Source organism: Bacillus sp. TCT6 (genome assembly GCF_056033845.1).
Map to the genome: position 1 here is coordinate 911855 of NZ_JBVYHX010000001.1, position 15313 is coordinate 927167.

Below are 15313 nucleotides of genomic sequence, written 5' to 3' on the forward strand. Positions count from 1 at the left end.
CAACCTTATTTTTAAAAAAATAAGGTTGTGCTTTTTTAATTTCCTTGTGGAGAAACAAGAGTAAATGTATCTTTCAAATCACTATCGTTTATTTTAATATTTGCCTTTTTTAATTCCTCTTGTAACAATTTTTTGCTGAATATAGGGTCAGCGATACGTTCTTCTTCTAAGTTTTTGCGAATAGATTTTTTTACTTCATCGTAAGGTTTTAAATCTTTTTTATCAGTTAATTTAATAACGTGATAACCGTTTGATGATTTTACGGGGTTGCTAATTTGTCCAACATTTAGTTTGTAGGCAGCCGTTTCAAATTCAGGAGCCATTGTACCTGAATTGAAGTATCCAAGGTCTCCACCTTTATCTTTTGATAGTAGATCTTGTGATTCTTGTTTTGCTAATTCTTCAAATGAAGCACCAGCATCTAGTTTACTCTTTATTTCTTTCGCTTCATTTTCGTCACTTACTAAAATGTGACTCGCTTTAATTTCTGGCTTATAGTGGTCTTTTACGTCTTTCTCTGTAATGCTTTTCTTAATTGCTTCATTCATAGCAAGTTTGAACTTAATTTGATTTTTGAAATCCTCTTCATCTTTTAAACCATTATTTTCTAATACTTTTTTGAATTGATCTCCATATTGTTTTTTTACTTTTTCTACTTCTTTATTTACCTCTTCATCAGATACTTTATATTTTTTGGTGATGACGTCTTGTGCCATCATTTCGTATAGCATGTCTTTTCCGTAACGATCTTTCAACTGTTTTTCGAAGTCGTCCTTCGTAACGGTTGAGTCTGTTGCTGTGGCGACTGTAGCTGATTCGTTTTTTTGTCCGCAAGCAGATAGCATCAATATACTTATTAGTGCAGTAATAATGAAAATTTGTTTCCCTCTCATGCCAACACCTCATCCGAATATGTTATCGCTATTGTAGAATATAGAAGTGAACATGAAGTGAATTTTTAATGTTTTTTCCTGTGAAATGTAAAAAAAGTACATCAACATAATTGCTGATGTACGGTGGAATCAAAGGTGATCGGTCTTTTTAGAGTATGCACGTTTACCTTGCTCTATATTTTTTTGTTCTTGCTCATTTTTTTGTGCGCGTTTTGCATTATTATCGCGTGCTTTTTTGTCGTTATCACTCGTATGTGGCATATGTATCAACTCCATTTCTAAACGTTGTACGTTTATCATTTCCTTTTTCGTAAAGACTATGTATAGCGGTGCATTTATGAAGGGTAAAGGTGGATTCGAAATGGATTTAAAGTTGAATTATACTGAACTTATAAAGAAGTTAATCGTTGTAATCATCGCAGGTTTATTAAACGCGATTGGGATGAATTTATTTTTAACGCCAGCGAAAGTGTATGCGAGCGGCTTTGCTGGATTGTCTCAATTATTATCACAAATATTAGGTGATTTTTTATCGATTCACGTATCTACGGGTGTGTTGTTTAGTTTATTTAATATTCCTGTCGTTATTTTAGCATGGAAAAAGGTTGGAAAGGCCTTCACTTTTTTTAGTTTTCTTTGTGTTATATTTATGACTTTGTTTCTAGAAATCATCCCTGTTAGAGCAGTTTCGAACGATATTATATTAAATGCGATTTTTGGCGGGATTATTTCGGCAATTGGGGTAGGGATTGCTTTAAAGTGGGGTGCTTCTACAGGCGGATTAGATATTATTGCCATGATTTTATCAAAAATAAAAGATAAGCCTGTCGGTACATACTTTTTCTTTTTTAATGCAATTATTATTATCGCTGCTGGCTATGTATATGGATGGGAAAAAGCGTTATATACATTAGTGACTTTATATGTGTCAACGCGAATTATTGATGCAATTCATACTCGTCATGTAAAGATTACAGCATTAATTGTTACGAAGAATGGGGCAGATGTACGAAAGGCGATTCACTCGCGATTAGTAAGAGGGATTACAACAATACCAGCAACAGGTGCTTATACGAATGAAAATAAAGAAATGCTAATGATGGTTATTACCCGTTACGAGTTATACGAATTAGAGAGGATTATTAAACAAGTGGACCCAGGGGCATTTACAAATATACTGCAAACAGTTGGGGTGTTCGGATTGTTTCGGAAAGATTAAAGAGGACCAAAACTGGTCCTCGTTTTTAATGTACATTCGTAATGTTTTGCAATTGCTCTTGCATTTCACGTAGCTGAACTTTTTCAGCAGTTGAAGAGTTTGCGTAAGCGGATTGCAAAGCATTTTTTGCTCTATACACGAGATCTTGTTGCTCAGTACCGCTTGAACAAGATACGGCATTTTCAACAGCATCTCTGGCTTGTTGGAATAGTAAGTTCCCCATTTAAACCCCTCCAAAAGAAGAGTTACTTCTTGCTTTTTCTGCCTCAGCTAATGTACCTCTGTACGGGAATCTTGCATCATGCTTCATAACAGCATCGGCTCCTTGTTGGATAAAACGTTTTGATTTGTTCTTTTTACCCATTCGAAAAACCCCCTTTATTTAGCTGAAAACAATCGACGCTATGTGTTATGCGTCTACTTATAGTATGGACATTTGGCAGGAAACTATAAGCAGGGAATTTTTAGATTACAACCCAAGAACCTCTTCTAAATATAAAGCAATACCATCTTCTTCGTTCGTTAACGTAGTATGGTTTGCGAGTGATTTTAATTCAGGGATGGCATTTCCCATTGCGATGCCGTGACCAGCAAATTCAATCATTTCAAAATCATTATCTTCGTCACCGAAAGCAATAATTCGCTCTTGTGGAATGTTGTAATGACTAGAAATTTTTTGTAATCCGACCGCTTTATTTAATCCGCTTTTTACAATTTCAATAATCGGCCAAGGTGCACCCCATTTTCTATGGTCGATTACTTCCGCATGCATATCAGTTAAATGTTGACGAATTGCAGTAGAATGCTCGTCATGTGCGTCAATTAATAAGCAAGTTGGATGGTCATTTAAAATATTTAATAAGTCTCCTGTAAAAATCTTAGGAGAACCGAATTCGAAAATGTGTTTTTTATCTTCATCAATTTCACGAACATACACATCATCCATAACTTCAGCGTATATATTTTTTACGCCGAAATCAAAACAAGCTCGTACAATTTCTTGCGCTGTTGCTAGCTCAAGAGGAGAGTGATGTATACCCCAGTTTGAATCCAGAGGATGGTGCACGTACGCACCGTTAAAGTTTACGATAGGTGTATTCAGACCTAGTTCTTTATAGTAATCATAACTAGCGCGGAATGGACGTCCTGTTGAAATAACGACAACGTGTCCTTGTTCCTTTGCTTTTGCAATTGTATGTTTCGTTCGAGTCGAAATTATTTTGTTGTCTGTTAATAAAGTGCCGTCTAAGTCTAATGCGATTAAATGTTGTTTGTTCATAATTTCACCTCTTATAATAATTTTTTTGTTTCTATCTGTATTTCCGTTTTTAATATGCAGAAATAAGAGGTTAGACTGGGTGAGACCACCATAGATGGAGATTTCACTATATATCCATCTTACGTCGCGAAGTACTACGGTGTCTACTATTTCTCGTTGGAAATTAAGAAAAGTCAACATCTTTTTAGAAAGTTCAAATAATGTTTCTTTCATTATGTACAAAATGTGAAAAGGGTTACATTGCTCGTATGATGAGGCATATAATGAACATGTAATCTTCTCGTATATGTTTGACTCTCCTTTGAAACTAGCCTAGAGTAGGTTGGTTTCTTTTTTTCTACAGATAGGAAAGGAATTCCTTCCTAAGCTTGTGTCATTCATGTATATGTACAAGAATGAGATGTAGTACTTGTTTCCTAAACATGACAGAAAACCTTTCTTTTAAAATGGATATACTAATGAGGCAAGACGTCATGGAAGGAGAATGAAGATGGGACAAAATCGCAGGTTTCGTTCTGGACAAAAAGCGCCAAATGATGGCATTTACGTAGAAATTGGTGAAACGGGAAGTATGGTAAAAAATCCGCAAATGGTACAATTAACTGCCGGTGAAAAGTTTCCAGACAACACAAATCATAACCGCCAGTGGACATATAAAAGAAAACCGTAACAGAAGCCGCAATCTTTATTGCGGCTTTTTTGTTGTTACATAATGTAGTTTCATTTATCGTACTTTTTTAAATAGCATAATGAATGCTCCTTTTTTCTTTTTCCAATAATAAGTTTGAAAATGCATAGGCGAATTTATTGTATAAAAAAGTCAGTTGGCGTATAATTAAATCAAAGGTCAAAGAAAGTCAAACATTTGGAGGGCTGTAAAGATGGACTTAAATCAAATGACAACAAAAACACAAGAGGCGATTATGAGTGCCCAATCTTTAGCGGTATCTCATCATCATCAAGAAGTAGATACTGTTCATCTCTTGTTTACATTATTAGAAGAGCAAGATGGGTTAGCAGTGCGTATTTTTCAAAAAATGAATGTCGATATAGAAGCGTTAAAGCAAGGCGCCGAAAGTTTAATTAAGAAAAAACCTTCTGTAACGGGAAGCGGTGCAGAAGTAGGCAAATTATATATAACAGGTGCTCTGCAACAACTACTTGTAAGAGCAGGAAAAGAAGCAGAGAAATTGCAAGATGACTACATTTCAGTGGAACATGTATTGCTTGCTTTTTCTGAAGAAAAAGGCGATATCAATCAATTATTTACAAGATTTCATATTACGAAAGATAACTTATTACAGTCTTTAATGACAGTTCGGGGGAATCAAAGAGTGACTAGTCAAAATCCAGAAGCAACTTATGAAGCGTTAGAAAAATATGGCCGTGATTTAGTGGCAGAAGTGAGAGCAGGGAAAATTGATCCTGTTATTGGCCGGGATAGTGAAATTCGACGTGTCATTCGCATTCTTTCACGTAAAACGAAAAACAACCCTGTTTTAATTGGTGAGCCAGGTGTTGGTAAAACAGCAATCGTTGAAGGGTTAGCGCAGCGTATTGTGAAAAAAGATGTACCTGAAGGGCTAAAAGATAGAACGATCTTCGCGTTAGATATGAGTGCGCTCGTAGCTGGTGCGAAATTCCGTGGTGAGTTCGAAGAGCGTCTGCAAGCTGTATTAAATGAAATTAAAAAGAGTGAAGGGCGTATTTTATTATTTATTGATGAACTTCATACAATCGTTGGCGCCGGTAAAACAGAAGGTGCGATGGATGCAGGGAATATGTTAAAACCGATGCTTGCTCGCGGTGAACTACACTGTATTGGGGCGACGACATTAGATGAATATCGTAAATATATTGAGAAAGACCCGGCGTTAGAAAGACGTTTCCAACAAGTATTAGCAGAAGAACCAACTGTTGAAGATACAATTTCCATTTTACGTGGTTTAAAAGAGCGTTTTGAAATTTATCACGGTGTAAATATTCATGACCGCGCGATTGTAGCAGCATCAGTTTTATCAGATCGATATATTTCGGACCGTTTCTTACCAGATAAAGCAATTGATCTTGTCGATGAAGCGTGTGCAACAATTCGTACAGAAATCGATTCTATGCCGACAGAATTAGATGAAGTAACGCGTCGTATTATGCAGTTAGAAATTGAGGAAGCAGCTCTTGGAAAAGAAACAGATCGTGGTAGCCAAGAACGTCTTAAAACGTTGCAACGTGAACTATCAGATTTAAAAGAAGTTGCAAGTGGTATGAGAGCGAAATGGGAGAAAGAAAAAGAAGACATTCACAAAGTTCGTGACTTACGTGAACATTTAGAACGTCTGCGCCGTGAATTAGAAGAAGCAGAAGGTAATTACGATTTAAATAAAGCAGCCGAACTTCGTCACGGGAAAATTCCAGCAATTGAAAAAGAGTTAAAAGAAGCGGAAGAAATGGGCGCGCATAATAAACAAGAAAATCGTTTATTACGTGAGGAAGTAAGTGAAGAAGAAATTGCAGATATTGTTTCACGCTGGACTGGTATTCCTGTTGCTAAACTCGTTGAAGGTGAACGCGAGAAATTACTACGCTTAGAGCAAATCTTATCAGAGCGTGTCATCGGACAAGAGGAAGCAGTAAGCTTAGTATCAGACGCGGTTCTTCGTGCTCGCGCTGGTATTAAAGATCCGAACCGCCCGATTGGTTCCTTCATTTTCTTAGGCCCTACGGGTGTTGGTAAAACAGAACTTGCAAAAACGTTAGCGCAGTCTTTATTTGATAGTGAAGAGCAAATGATTCGTATTGATATGTCTGAGTATATGGAGAAACACGCAGTGTCACGCTTAATTGGTGCACCTCCTGGATATGTAGGATATGAAGAAGGCGGTCAATTAACAGAAGCGGTAAGACGTAAACCATATTCCGTTATTTTATTAGATGAAATTGAAAAAGCACATCCAGAAGTATTCAACATTTTATTACAAATGTTAGATGATGGACGCATTACAGATTCGCAAGGACGTACAGTGGACTTTAAAAACACAGTTATTATTATGACTTCAAATATTGGATCTGCTCATTTACTAGATGGATTAGAAGAAGATGGCTCGATTAAAGAGGAATCAAGAGACCTTGTAATGGGGCAATTAAGAGGACATTTCCGCCCTGAATTTTTAAACCGTGTTGATGAAATTATTTTATTTAAACCTCTTACAACGAATGAAATTAAAGGTATTGTTGATAAAATTGTAAAAGAATTACAAGGGCGTTTAGCTGACCGTCACATTACAGTAGAATTAACAGACGCAGCAAAAGAATTTGTTGTAGAAGCTGGCTTTGATCCGATGTATGGAGCTCGTCCATTAAAACGATACGTACAACGTCAAGTGGAAACGAAATTAGCGCGAGAATTAATTGCAGGAACAATTACTGACAATAGTCACGTAGTTGTCGATGTAGAAAATAACGAATTAGTTGTTCATGTGAAATAAAAATAAAAAAGAGTTCGGATAAAATCCGGACTCTTTTTTTAGTGTTGTTCTACTGGCTCGTTTGGAATTGCAGCTGAAATCGCTAGTACTAATACAGCAAGAACAACTGAGAAAATAGACGCTTGGTTAAAGTCGTATGTACCGCCAGTCATAGAGCCGATTACATAGCTCATCATATGTACAAGTAAGAACGACCAAATTAATGCCCAAATGAAACGCATATTTTACACCTCTATTCGTTCAATCTGTCCTTATTGTAACACAATTGAAAAAAGAATATAGAAAAATATTTGTAGATTTTTCAACGCAAATTTGCATTCCGTTCATACATTATAAAAGAGTGGTTTTATATGTTTAGAAAATAAGGCGGGGGAAAAATGAGTATTACGGAACGTTTTTTTTACTTAGAAAAAGAACCATGTGTCATTTATTTACCGGAGAAGCCAAATGGATTTTCGGTTATGCTCCTCGGTGATTACAACTACTTTATTGAGAATGGTACAAGTTTATGGACACAGCATGCGGGAAGATCTTATTTTTTACATGGCCTTATTGAGGAAGGCTACACGGTCTTTTCTTCTAATTTATACGGAAGGCACTGGGGAAACGACCAATCTGTTCGTCTAGCAAAACGTTTATATGATGTTGTTTTGAGAAAAGAGACGTTAAATGCGAAAATGCACATAATGGCAGATGGTATGGGTGCGCTTGTAGCACTTGAAATGATGAACAAATACCCTGAATGTATTCGTTCTGTCATTATGTTGAATCCATGTTTAGATTTACCAGAATATGTGGAATTTGAGAAAGAGCATAAGTTTTTTTACAAAAGATTAGTGAAGGAATTAAGTTTGGCGTATGATGCCAAAGAAGAAGAGTTAGATTTAAAAATAAATAAGAAATCATTTACGCTTCTGCCATCTTGTGTACCTGTCAAAGTTTTCGTATCAACACAAGAAAAAAGAGGAAGAAAACAACAGTTGCGTAAATATGAGAAAATGAGGCAATTAAATCAATGCGATACGTCTGTCTTGTTCCATCTGCAAGATGTGAAATATAAAATGGTTAGGCAAACGACTGATTTCTTTAAAAAATATGAAGAAGAATTGTGAAGCTCCCATATACATAAATGAGGAGCTATTTGTTTCAAGGAGAAAGGGTTGGTGGTATGGAACGCGTGCTGATAATAGGTGCACTTACGTTTGTAGGTTATCACCTTGTGAATAAAATGATCGCAGAAGAAGTAGAAGTGTATGGTCTTGATTTTGATGAATTCAATAGTATGACCAAAATTAATGAAGAGAAGTTATTGTTAATTGGGCGAAATGCGTTATTTACGTATTATTCGATAAGAGATGAAGATGGATGGAGATCAGTAGAGGAAGAGAGATTCGATACTGTTTACTTTTGCTTATATGAGCCAAATCAGCAATGTGGATTTCGGAATGAAAGAGTCATATTACAATATTTAAAGCGAATTATAAGAATGTGTGAAGAACAAAAATTGAAGTTAAATTTAATTTCTTCTATTGAAGTAGGTAGTACAGATGAATCGGAAAATAAGCGCATATTTTTGAAAGTAGAAGAAGGATTGAAAAAAGGGGATTTACAATATAGTGTATTTCGAGTTCCTACATTATATGGACCGTGGCAACCGTCTTTTATGATGTATCATCAGCTCATTTTATCAGAACTGGATGAGAAAGAGTGCTATTATGCGAGTGAGGAAAACGGAAGTGATCTACTGTACGTGGAAGATGTATGTGAATACTTATGGGAAAATGGAATGAACGAGCAGCATCTCGGTATATACAATTTGCTTAGTGGTAAAAAGTCATTATGGAAAAAAGGTATGAACCTTTTACGCGCGGATGATAAAGTAAATAAAAATAATAACGAAGTAAGAGATGAGGCTATCGAGGTAATTTCGATAAAAAGAAATACTCCGTTAGAATACGGTTTAAATAAGCAACTGGCACACATGAAAAAATATAAAGAGTTATACGAAGGGTAGCACGCGTGTTACACTATTGTATGTGAAAGTTTTAATGGAGAGGAAGAGTATAATATGAACGAAAAAAGCATGCAGTTTTTACAAATCGCAATGAAGCATTTACCAGAAGCAAAGGCCATTTTAGATGATAATGGAATTGCGCTTGATATGGAGAAAGCACAACCAGTATTAGAGTTATTGATGAAAGTTATGAACGAAGCATATGAGCTTGGGAAAGCAGATCAACAATAAAACCCTTTCTTTTTGAGGAGAAAGAGGCTCGAACCGTCGAGAGAAGCGGTTCGAGCCTTTTTATATTTCAAAAGAAACAGGGAAGGTATGTTTCTGTTTCTTTTAATAAACAATAAAGTGAATAATGCCTAGCTTTATGTTTTAGCTGAAATATATTCTAGACAAAAATACATTTATGTTTTAAAATTAGTACCAAGTCATAATAATTGATATAAAACGGAGGGCTGCGATGTGAACGTGGGCATTTTAGGGATCGGAAGATATGTGCCGGAAAAAGTAGTCACAAATCACGATTTAGAGAAGATAATGGATACATCCGATGAATGGATTCGTACGAGAACGGGAATTGCCGAAAGACGCATTGCCGATGATACAATAGATACTTCGTATATGGCCGTAGAGGCTGCTAAAAAAGCACTTGAAGATGCAGGGGTTAGCGGAGAAGATATCGATCTTATTTTGGTGGCGACAGTAACACCAGATCGTGCGTTTCCAGCAGTAGCTTGTGTCATTCAAGAAGCGATTGGAGCGAAACATGCAGCTGCAATGGATGTAGGTGCAGCATGTGCTGGTTTTATGTACGGAATGATTACAGCGCAGCAATTTATTCAAACGGGAACTTATAAAAATGTATTAGTAGTTGGTAGTGATAAACTATCTAAAATTGTAGACTGGAATGATCGAAATACAGCGGTACTATTTGGAGACGGAGCTGGTGCTATCGTAATGGGAGCTGTTTCAGAAGGAAGAGGCGTTCTATCTTTCGAATTAGGAGCAGACGGAAGTGGCGGTAAGCATCTTTATCAAGACGAGTATGTTATGATGAATGGCAGAGAAGTGTTTAAATTTGCCGTTCGTCAACTTGGTGAATCTTGTCTTCGCGTGCTGGATAAAGCTGGTCTTACGAAAGAGGATGTGGATTTCTTAGTACCGCATCAAGCGAACATTCGTATTATGGAATCTGCAAGAGAGAGATTAAATTTACCACAAGAAAAAATGAGTATGACAATTGAAAAGTTTGGTAATACATCAGCTTCTTCAATTCCAATTGCAATGGTAGAGGAATTGCAAAATGGACGTATTCAAGATGGTGATTTAATTATACTTGTTGGTTTTGGCGGCGGATTAACATGGGGAGCAGTTGCTCTTCGTTGGGGTAAATAAGGACTGAGAGAAAAAAAGGAGTGTATTTTGTATGGAAAAAAAGAGGGTCGTAATTACAGGACTAGGAGCTGTTACACCGATCGGTACAGATGTTGAAACAGCGTGGGAAAACATTAAAAAAGGTGTATCTGGAATCGGACGACTTACAAGAATTGATCCGGAACTATTTCCAGCAAAAGTAGCAGCAGAAATTAACGACTTTGAAGTCGAGAAATATATTGATAAAAAAGAAGCGCGCCGTATGGATCGCTTTACACAATATGCAGTAGCAGCAGCGAAAATGGCAGTTGCAGATGCAAAGCTTGAGATTACAGAAGAAAACGGACCTCGAATTGGTGTATGGATTGGATCTGGTATTGGCGGTATGGAGACATACGAAGAACAATTTAAGATTTTTACTGAGAAAGGTCCGCGCCGTGTGAGCCCATTCTTCGTGCCGATGATGATTCCAGATATGGCAGCAGGTCAAGTATCAATCGCAACAGGAGCGAAAGGAATTAACACTTGCTCTGTAACGGCTTGTGCATCTGGTGCAAACTCAATTGGTGATGCATTTAAAGCAATTCAGCGTGGTGATGCTGATGCAATGATAACAGGCGGAGCTGAAGCGCCGTTAACAAGTATGGCATTCGCAGGATTTAGCTCAGCGAAAGCATTAACATTTAATGAAGACCCAGCAACGGCTTGCCGTCCATTTGATAAAAACCGTAGCGGTTTCGTAATGGGTGAAGGTTCAGGTATTTTAATTCTTGAAGAATTAGAGCACGCATTAGCTCGTGGTGCTCACATTTATGCCGAAATCGCTGGTTACGGTGCAACTGGTGATGCATTCCATATTACAATGCCGGCTCCTGGTGGTGAAGGCGGCGTGCGTGCAATGCGTCAAGCTTTAGCAGATGCAGGTCTACAGCCAGAAGATATTGATTACATTAATGCGCACGGTACAAGTACGGATGCGAATGAAAAGTATGAAACGATGGCAATTAAAGAAACGTTCGGTGAGCACGCGTACAAAGTAGCAATTAGCTCAACGAAATCAATGACAGGTCACTTATTAGGAGCAGCTGGTGCTGTTGAAGCGATCTTCTCAATTAAATCAATTACAGACGGAGTAATCCCTCCAACAATTAACTATGAAACACCAGATCCAGAATGTGACTTAGATTACGTACCGAATCAAGCGAGACAACAAGAAGTAAATGCAGTATTAAGTAACTCACTAGGATTCGGTGGTCATAACGCAGTATTAGTATTTAAATCGTATAAATAATAGATGAAATAAGGAGTTTTTTCGTAGCATATTACGAAAAAACTCCTTATTTATTTTTACGTCTTTTTCTCTTGTAGCATATACATAAGAAAAAAGGAGGGATAAAGATGGGGGTTATTGAAACAGCTGAATGGCTACATTTATATTATGGACGGCCAGAAAAACTTTGTGAGAAATTTACGAAGTATATTCCGTTGCCAAAAGAAAGGTTGTATCGCTTTTTGATTTCAAAAGGGATGTATCGTCCGGTCATGCATGGGGAAAAGGAAATTAAAGAATTAGAGGAAAAGGAAATTTGGAAAGAGTTGAGCTTGGAGTATGATAAATTGAAAAATTGGTTGAAAGGTCCGGATGTCCCTGTCTTTATTTTATTATCAGATGCCTATAATCGAACTGTACAAGAAGAGTATAACGGTAGAGCTGGATTATCTATGCGTCATGTTATTTTCTTATTTGTATGTGGACGGAATTCGGTGGAAGAATTAAAGGTGTTATTGGCGCATGAATATCATCACATATGCAGGTTACATCAAATTGAGACGAAAGAAACAGAATATACATTACTTGATACGATGATTATGGAAGGGCTAGCTGAGCAAGCGGTAACGGAAAGATATTCAGAAAAAAACAATGCACCGTGGACGATGTATCTTTCAAAAGAAGAGGCTATTTATTATTGGAAAAATGTTGTACATGAAAGAATAAGTATAAAACGAGGAACAAGGGAGCACGACATCTTATTAAATGGATTTCACTCTTATCCAAAGATGCTTGGCTATGCGCTTGGATTTCATATTGTCAAAGATTGTGTAACATTGGAAGGAGAAGATACACTTTCTTTATTATCTATAGATGCAAAAGAAATATTGAATAAAGCAAATACATTTCATATATAAAAAAACAGGAGCTCTATTTCCTGTTTTTTTAGTATTAATAGAAGAAAAAATAATAATTAGAATATATTTCCTTAGGTGGAATAAAGTTAAGAAAAATTGAACATAATGATTGATACAAACAGTAGTGAAGTGAGGGGTAGTGAATGTTATATCTACATGATGTATGGGTAAATTGGTTTGAAGGTGAAGAGAATGGGTATAACGTTTGTCATTTTTACGAATGGCGGAAAGATGATACGATTGAGCTATTAGATCAAGTGCCATTATTAAAAGTAGATGCCACATTATATCATTACATCGAGGACGAATTGTTAGAGCTTCCGCAAAAATTGTTGGAAGACGTACATCATAAGGCTTATATTCGTAAAAATCATGAACGTTTGCAGCAAGAGTATTGCTTTGTTGTTACAGATGGAAAAGGAATTATTGCGATTGATACAATTGGTTACAATGTACCTATTCGTAAAAGCAGACTTATACCACGGCAAGAGCAGATGGTATATGAGATGGTAGAAAACGTACAAGCAGAAAAGTATGAGTTCCAAGTAGAAGAAACAGAAAAAGAACACCACATTTTATCACCATCGCCTTTCATTATGAATGGCTTGACTCGTAAAGAAAGACAACTAAAACAATTATTATTTATGGCGTTAGATCAATTACATACAACGAAAAATACAGCGGAAATTCGCTATTGGTACACAGAGTGGGATCCGTCAGCATATGGAACGGTCCAACATATGGAATTTGAAGATATTTGGGCAAGACTATATGATGAAGCGAAATCAGGCTGGTCTGAGAAGCACGAACAATTATGCGAGCGCCTTGTAAAAGGACAGCCGTTTTTTGAAAAGTTATGGGAAATGGAAAATGAGCAAAAGGTAAATTAAAAAACCGCCAATTGGCGGTTTTTTAATTTGGTGAAATCCAGCTCCAGCGGCAAGAATGTTCGGTGGCTTCCACTTTATATGTAATCTAGCTCCGGCTCCTAGCCCTTCGCGTCTAAGAACCTTCCCCACGAGAAGGTAAAAAGCACCTTCTGTGGGAAAGAACTTTAGCCGTCAGGGCTAAGCAGTCGCCTCCGCTTTTTATGTTACCTACGTTTTCTGCTTAGTCCCATTGCGTTTTCTACTTTGCGTAGTTGTTTGAATGCAACGCGGTTTGCTTTTTCGGCACCTTTGTCTAGAATTTCGTCTAGTTCTGGGGAGCTGATTAGTTCGTTATATTTGTCTTGGATTGGGCGAATTGCTTCTACGACTACTTGTGCTAAGTCGCCTTTGAAGTCGCCGTATCCTTTTCCTTCGTACATTGCTTCTATCTCTTCAACTGTTTTTCCTGAGAATGAAGAGTAAATTGTTAATAGGTTAGAGATTCCAGGTTTATTTTCTTTATCGAATTTCACGATACCTTCTGAATCTGTTACAGCACTTTTAATTTTCTTTTCAATTGTTTTTGGTTCATCAAGCATACTGATCATTGATTTTGGATTCGGATCAGATTTACTCATTTTTTTCGTAGGTTCGGTTAATGACATAACGCGAGCTCCTACTTTTGGAATACGAATTTCAGGAACTATGAACACTTCACGGAAGCGTTTGTTGAAACGCTCTGCTAGATCACGTGTTAATTCCATATGTTGTTTTTGGTCATCACCAACAGGTACGATTTCTGTGTTATAAAGTAAAATATCAGCAGCCATTAATGGTGGATACGTAAGTAATCCAGCTGGAACTGAATCTCTACCTGAAGCTTTATCTTTATATTGTGTCATACGCTCTAATTCTCCAACGTAAGCAACAGATTGCATGATCCATCCTAGTTGAGCGTGTGCAGGTACTTCTGATTGTACAAATAAAGTAGCTTTTTCAGGATCGATGCCGCATGCTACATAAAGTGCAGCAAGACTACGAATGTTTTTGCGAAGTTGTATAGGATCTTGAGGTACTGTAATGGCATGTTGGTTTACAATACAGAAATAGCAATCGTGTTCGTTTTGAAGCTCTGTAAATTGCTTCATAGCCCCTAAATAGTTTCCAAGTGTAATCGTTCCGCTTGGCTGAATACCAGAAAAGATAACTGACATAATTATTTCCTCCTAAATTTGAATGCGTGATAGAGAAGAGAAGGCAAACAAAAAAGCCCATTCATCCCAAAAAACTATAGGGACGAATGGACCGCGGTACCACCCTAATTATTTCACTACTGTGAAATCTCTCTAATCCATAGTAACGTCTGGATATAACGCCAAGGCCTACTACTTTCGGTTCGGTTTGGTGCTCAAAAGCCCATTCCACATTGTACAATTACTTGTTCACACCAGCCACAAGCTCTCTGAAATTGCATCAATATGTACTCTTCTTTATCATCGCATACATATAAATTTATTTATTGTTAACTGAGCTCTTTTAATATGAAAGAACTAAAGTTTTATAACAAAATGTTTTGCTGATTATTATATCATATGGGATAGTGTTTGCAAACTACATCAAAATAGTAAAGCTAATGAGGGTCGAGAACAACCCAAGAACGATACCTGTAATACAAATTGGATATGTCCATTTGAATGAATATGTTTTATAAATACGTTCTTTCTTATTCACCGGTTCCTCGACTTCTTCAATTAAAGAGTCTATTTTTTTGTTCGTGCCAAATACTCTCTGGAAAGCGTAAAGAGTTACATTGAAAAATCCATTTTGAAATATGAATAAAAAACCACCTATCAGAATAAAAAATAGCGCGATATAAAACGAGATGTTGACAAAGTTCAACAAAAATTGAGATGAAATGAGGAATGCACCAATACTAGAAGCAATCATCGCTATAAAAATTAGTATACAAGTATGAAAAAAAACTTTATTCAAAATA

The 15313-nt window shown here is 36.8% G+C and carries 18 protein-coding genes and 1 other annotated feature; of the genes, 10 read left to right on the forward strand and 8 right to left on the reverse strand.

Features of this window, described 5'->3' with window-relative positions:
- Nucleotides 1–35: 35 nt before the first annotated feature.
- Entirely contained in the window at nt 36–893 is an 858-nt protein-coding gene (gene prsA, locus AC0ONG_RS04555) for a peptidylprolyl isomerase PrsA (RefSeq protein WP_001214385.1), read from the reverse strand.
- 129 nt (nt 894–1022) lie between these two features.
- Nucleotides 1023–1154 (reverse strand): DUF3941 domain-containing protein, encoded by a 132-nt coding sequence (locus AC0ONG_RS04560; protein WP_001120845.1) that lies wholly within the window; start codon nt 1152–1154, stop codon nt 1023–1025.
- 100 nt (nt 1155–1254) lie between these two features.
- Here AC0ONG_RS04560 and AC0ONG_RS04565 point away from each other — a divergent pair, with 100 nt between their 5' ends.
- The gene (locus AC0ONG_RS04565) at nt 1255–2112 is read left to right on the forward strand and encodes a YitT family protein (protein ID WP_000364447.1); all 858 of its coding nucleotides are present in this window, start codon (nt 1255–1257) and stop codon (nt 2110–2112) included.
- A 25-nt stretch (nt 2113–2137) separates the two neighbouring features.
- Here AC0ONG_RS04565 and AC0ONG_RS04570 read toward each other — a convergent pair whose 3' ends face one another.
- The 3 genes from AC0ONG_RS04570 to AC0ONG_RS04580 form a co-directional block, all read right to left on the reverse strand.
- Nucleotides 2138–2335 (reverse strand): DUF3813 domain-containing protein, encoded by a 198-nt coding sequence (locus AC0ONG_RS04570; protein WP_000527408.1) that lies wholly within the window; start codon nt 2333–2335, stop codon nt 2138–2140.
- A complete protein-coding gene (locus tag AC0ONG_RS04575; RefSeq protein WP_000516816.1) occupies nt 2336–2476 on the reverse strand; it encodes a hypothetical protein in 141 nt (46 codons plus the stop codon).
- Between the two features lie 105 nt (nt 2477–2581).
- The gene (locus tag AC0ONG_RS04580; RefSeq protein ID WP_001041241.1) at nt 2582–3391 is read right to left on the reverse strand and encodes a Cof-type HAD-IIB family hydrolase; all 810 of its coding nucleotides are present in this window, start codon (nt 3389–3391) and stop codon (nt 2582–2584) included.
- A gap of 490 nt (nt 3392–3881) precedes the next feature.
- Between AC0ONG_RS04580 and AC0ONG_RS04585 the strand changes: the two genes are divergently transcribed.
- Nucleotides 3882–4061, forward strand: a complete 180-nt coding sequence (locus AC0ONG_RS04585; protein ID WP_000531422.1) for a YjzC family protein — start codon at nt 3882–3884, stop codon at nt 4059–4061.
- A gap of 211 nt (nt 4062–4272) precedes the next feature.
- Entirely contained in the window at nt 4273–6873 is a 2601-nt protein-coding gene (clpB, locus tag AC0ONG_RS04590; RefSeq protein ID WP_074789410.1) for an ATP-dependent chaperone ClpB, read from the forward strand.
- 38 nt (nt 6874–6911) lie between these two features.
- Here the strand turns inward: clpB and AC0ONG_RS04595 are convergent, their stop codons facing one another.
- Entirely contained in the window at nt 6912–7094 is a 183-nt protein-coding gene (locus AC0ONG_RS04595; protein WP_001211116.1) for a YjzD family protein, read from the reverse strand.
- Between the two features lie 156 nt (nt 7095–7250).
- On the opposite strand from AC0ONG_RS04595, the gene AC0ONG_RS04600 reads away from it, so the two are divergent.
- From AC0ONG_RS04600 to AC0ONG_RS04630, 7 genes are all read left to right on the forward strand, one after another.
- Nucleotides 7251–7985: a lipase family protein gene (locus AC0ONG_RS04600; protein WP_000028706.1), complete on the forward strand. Its 735-nt coding sequence runs from the start codon at nt 7251–7253 to the stop codon at nt 7983–7985.
- A gap of 29 nt (nt 7986–8014) precedes the next feature.
- Nucleotides 8015–8887 carry an NAD-dependent epimerase/dehydratase family protein gene (locus tag AC0ONG_RS04605; RefSeq protein ID WP_016097951.1) on the forward strand — a complete coding sequence of 291 codons (873 nt, stop codon included), beginning with the start codon at nt 8015–8017 and terminating at the stop codon, nt 8885–8887.
- Nucleotides 8888–8941: 54 nt separating this feature from the next.
- Nucleotides 8942–9118, forward strand: a complete 177-nt coding sequence (locus tag AC0ONG_RS04610) for a ComZ family protein (RefSeq protein WP_001003335.1) — start codon at nt 8942–8944, stop codon at nt 9116–9118.
- Nucleotides 9119–9349: 231 nt separating this feature from the next.
- Nucleotides 9350–10282 (forward strand): beta-ketoacyl-ACP synthase III, encoded by a 933-nt coding sequence (gene fabH / locus AC0ONG_RS04615; RefSeq protein WP_001100533.1) that lies wholly within the window; start codon nt 9350–9352, stop codon nt 10280–10282.
- 31 nt (nt 10283–10313) lie between these two features.
- On the forward strand, nt 10314–11552 hold the full coding sequence (fabF, locus tag AC0ONG_RS04620; RefSeq protein ID WP_000412645.1) for a beta-ketoacyl-ACP synthase II: 1239 nt from the start codon (nt 10314–10316) through the stop codon (nt 11550–11552).
- A 107-nt stretch (nt 11553–11659) separates the two neighbouring features.
- A complete protein-coding gene (locus AC0ONG_RS04625; RefSeq protein WP_000538197.1) occupies nt 11660–12448 on the forward strand; it encodes a DUF2268 domain-containing putative Zn-dependent protease in 789 nt (262 codons plus the stop codon).
- Between the two features lie 143 nt (nt 12449–12591).
- A complete protein-coding gene (locus AC0ONG_RS04630) occupies nt 12592–13338 on the forward strand; it encodes a YjbA family protein (protein ID WP_000966119.1) in 747 nt (248 codons plus the stop codon).
- A 203-nt stretch (nt 13339–13541) separates the two neighbouring features.
- On the opposite strand, the gene trpS is transcribed toward AC0ONG_RS04630, so the two are convergent.
- Together trpS and AC0ONG_RS04640 are read right to left on the reverse strand one after the other, a co-directional pair.
- Nucleotides 13542–14531: a tryptophan--tRNA ligase gene (gene trpS / locus AC0ONG_RS04635; protein ID WP_000110979.1), complete on the reverse strand. Its 990-nt coding sequence runs from the start codon at nt 14529–14531 to the stop codon at nt 13542–13544.
- Nucleotides 14532–14606: 75 nt separating this feature from the next.
- Nucleotides 14607–14823 (reverse strand) — a binding site (T-box leader).
- Nucleotides 14824–14928: 105 nt separating this feature from the next.
- Entirely contained in the window at nt 14929–15309 is a 381-nt protein-coding gene (locus tag AC0ONG_RS04640; RefSeq protein ID WP_199664008.1) for a DUF3899 domain-containing protein, read from the reverse strand.
- Between the last annotated feature and the right edge of the window lie 4 nt (nt 15310–15313).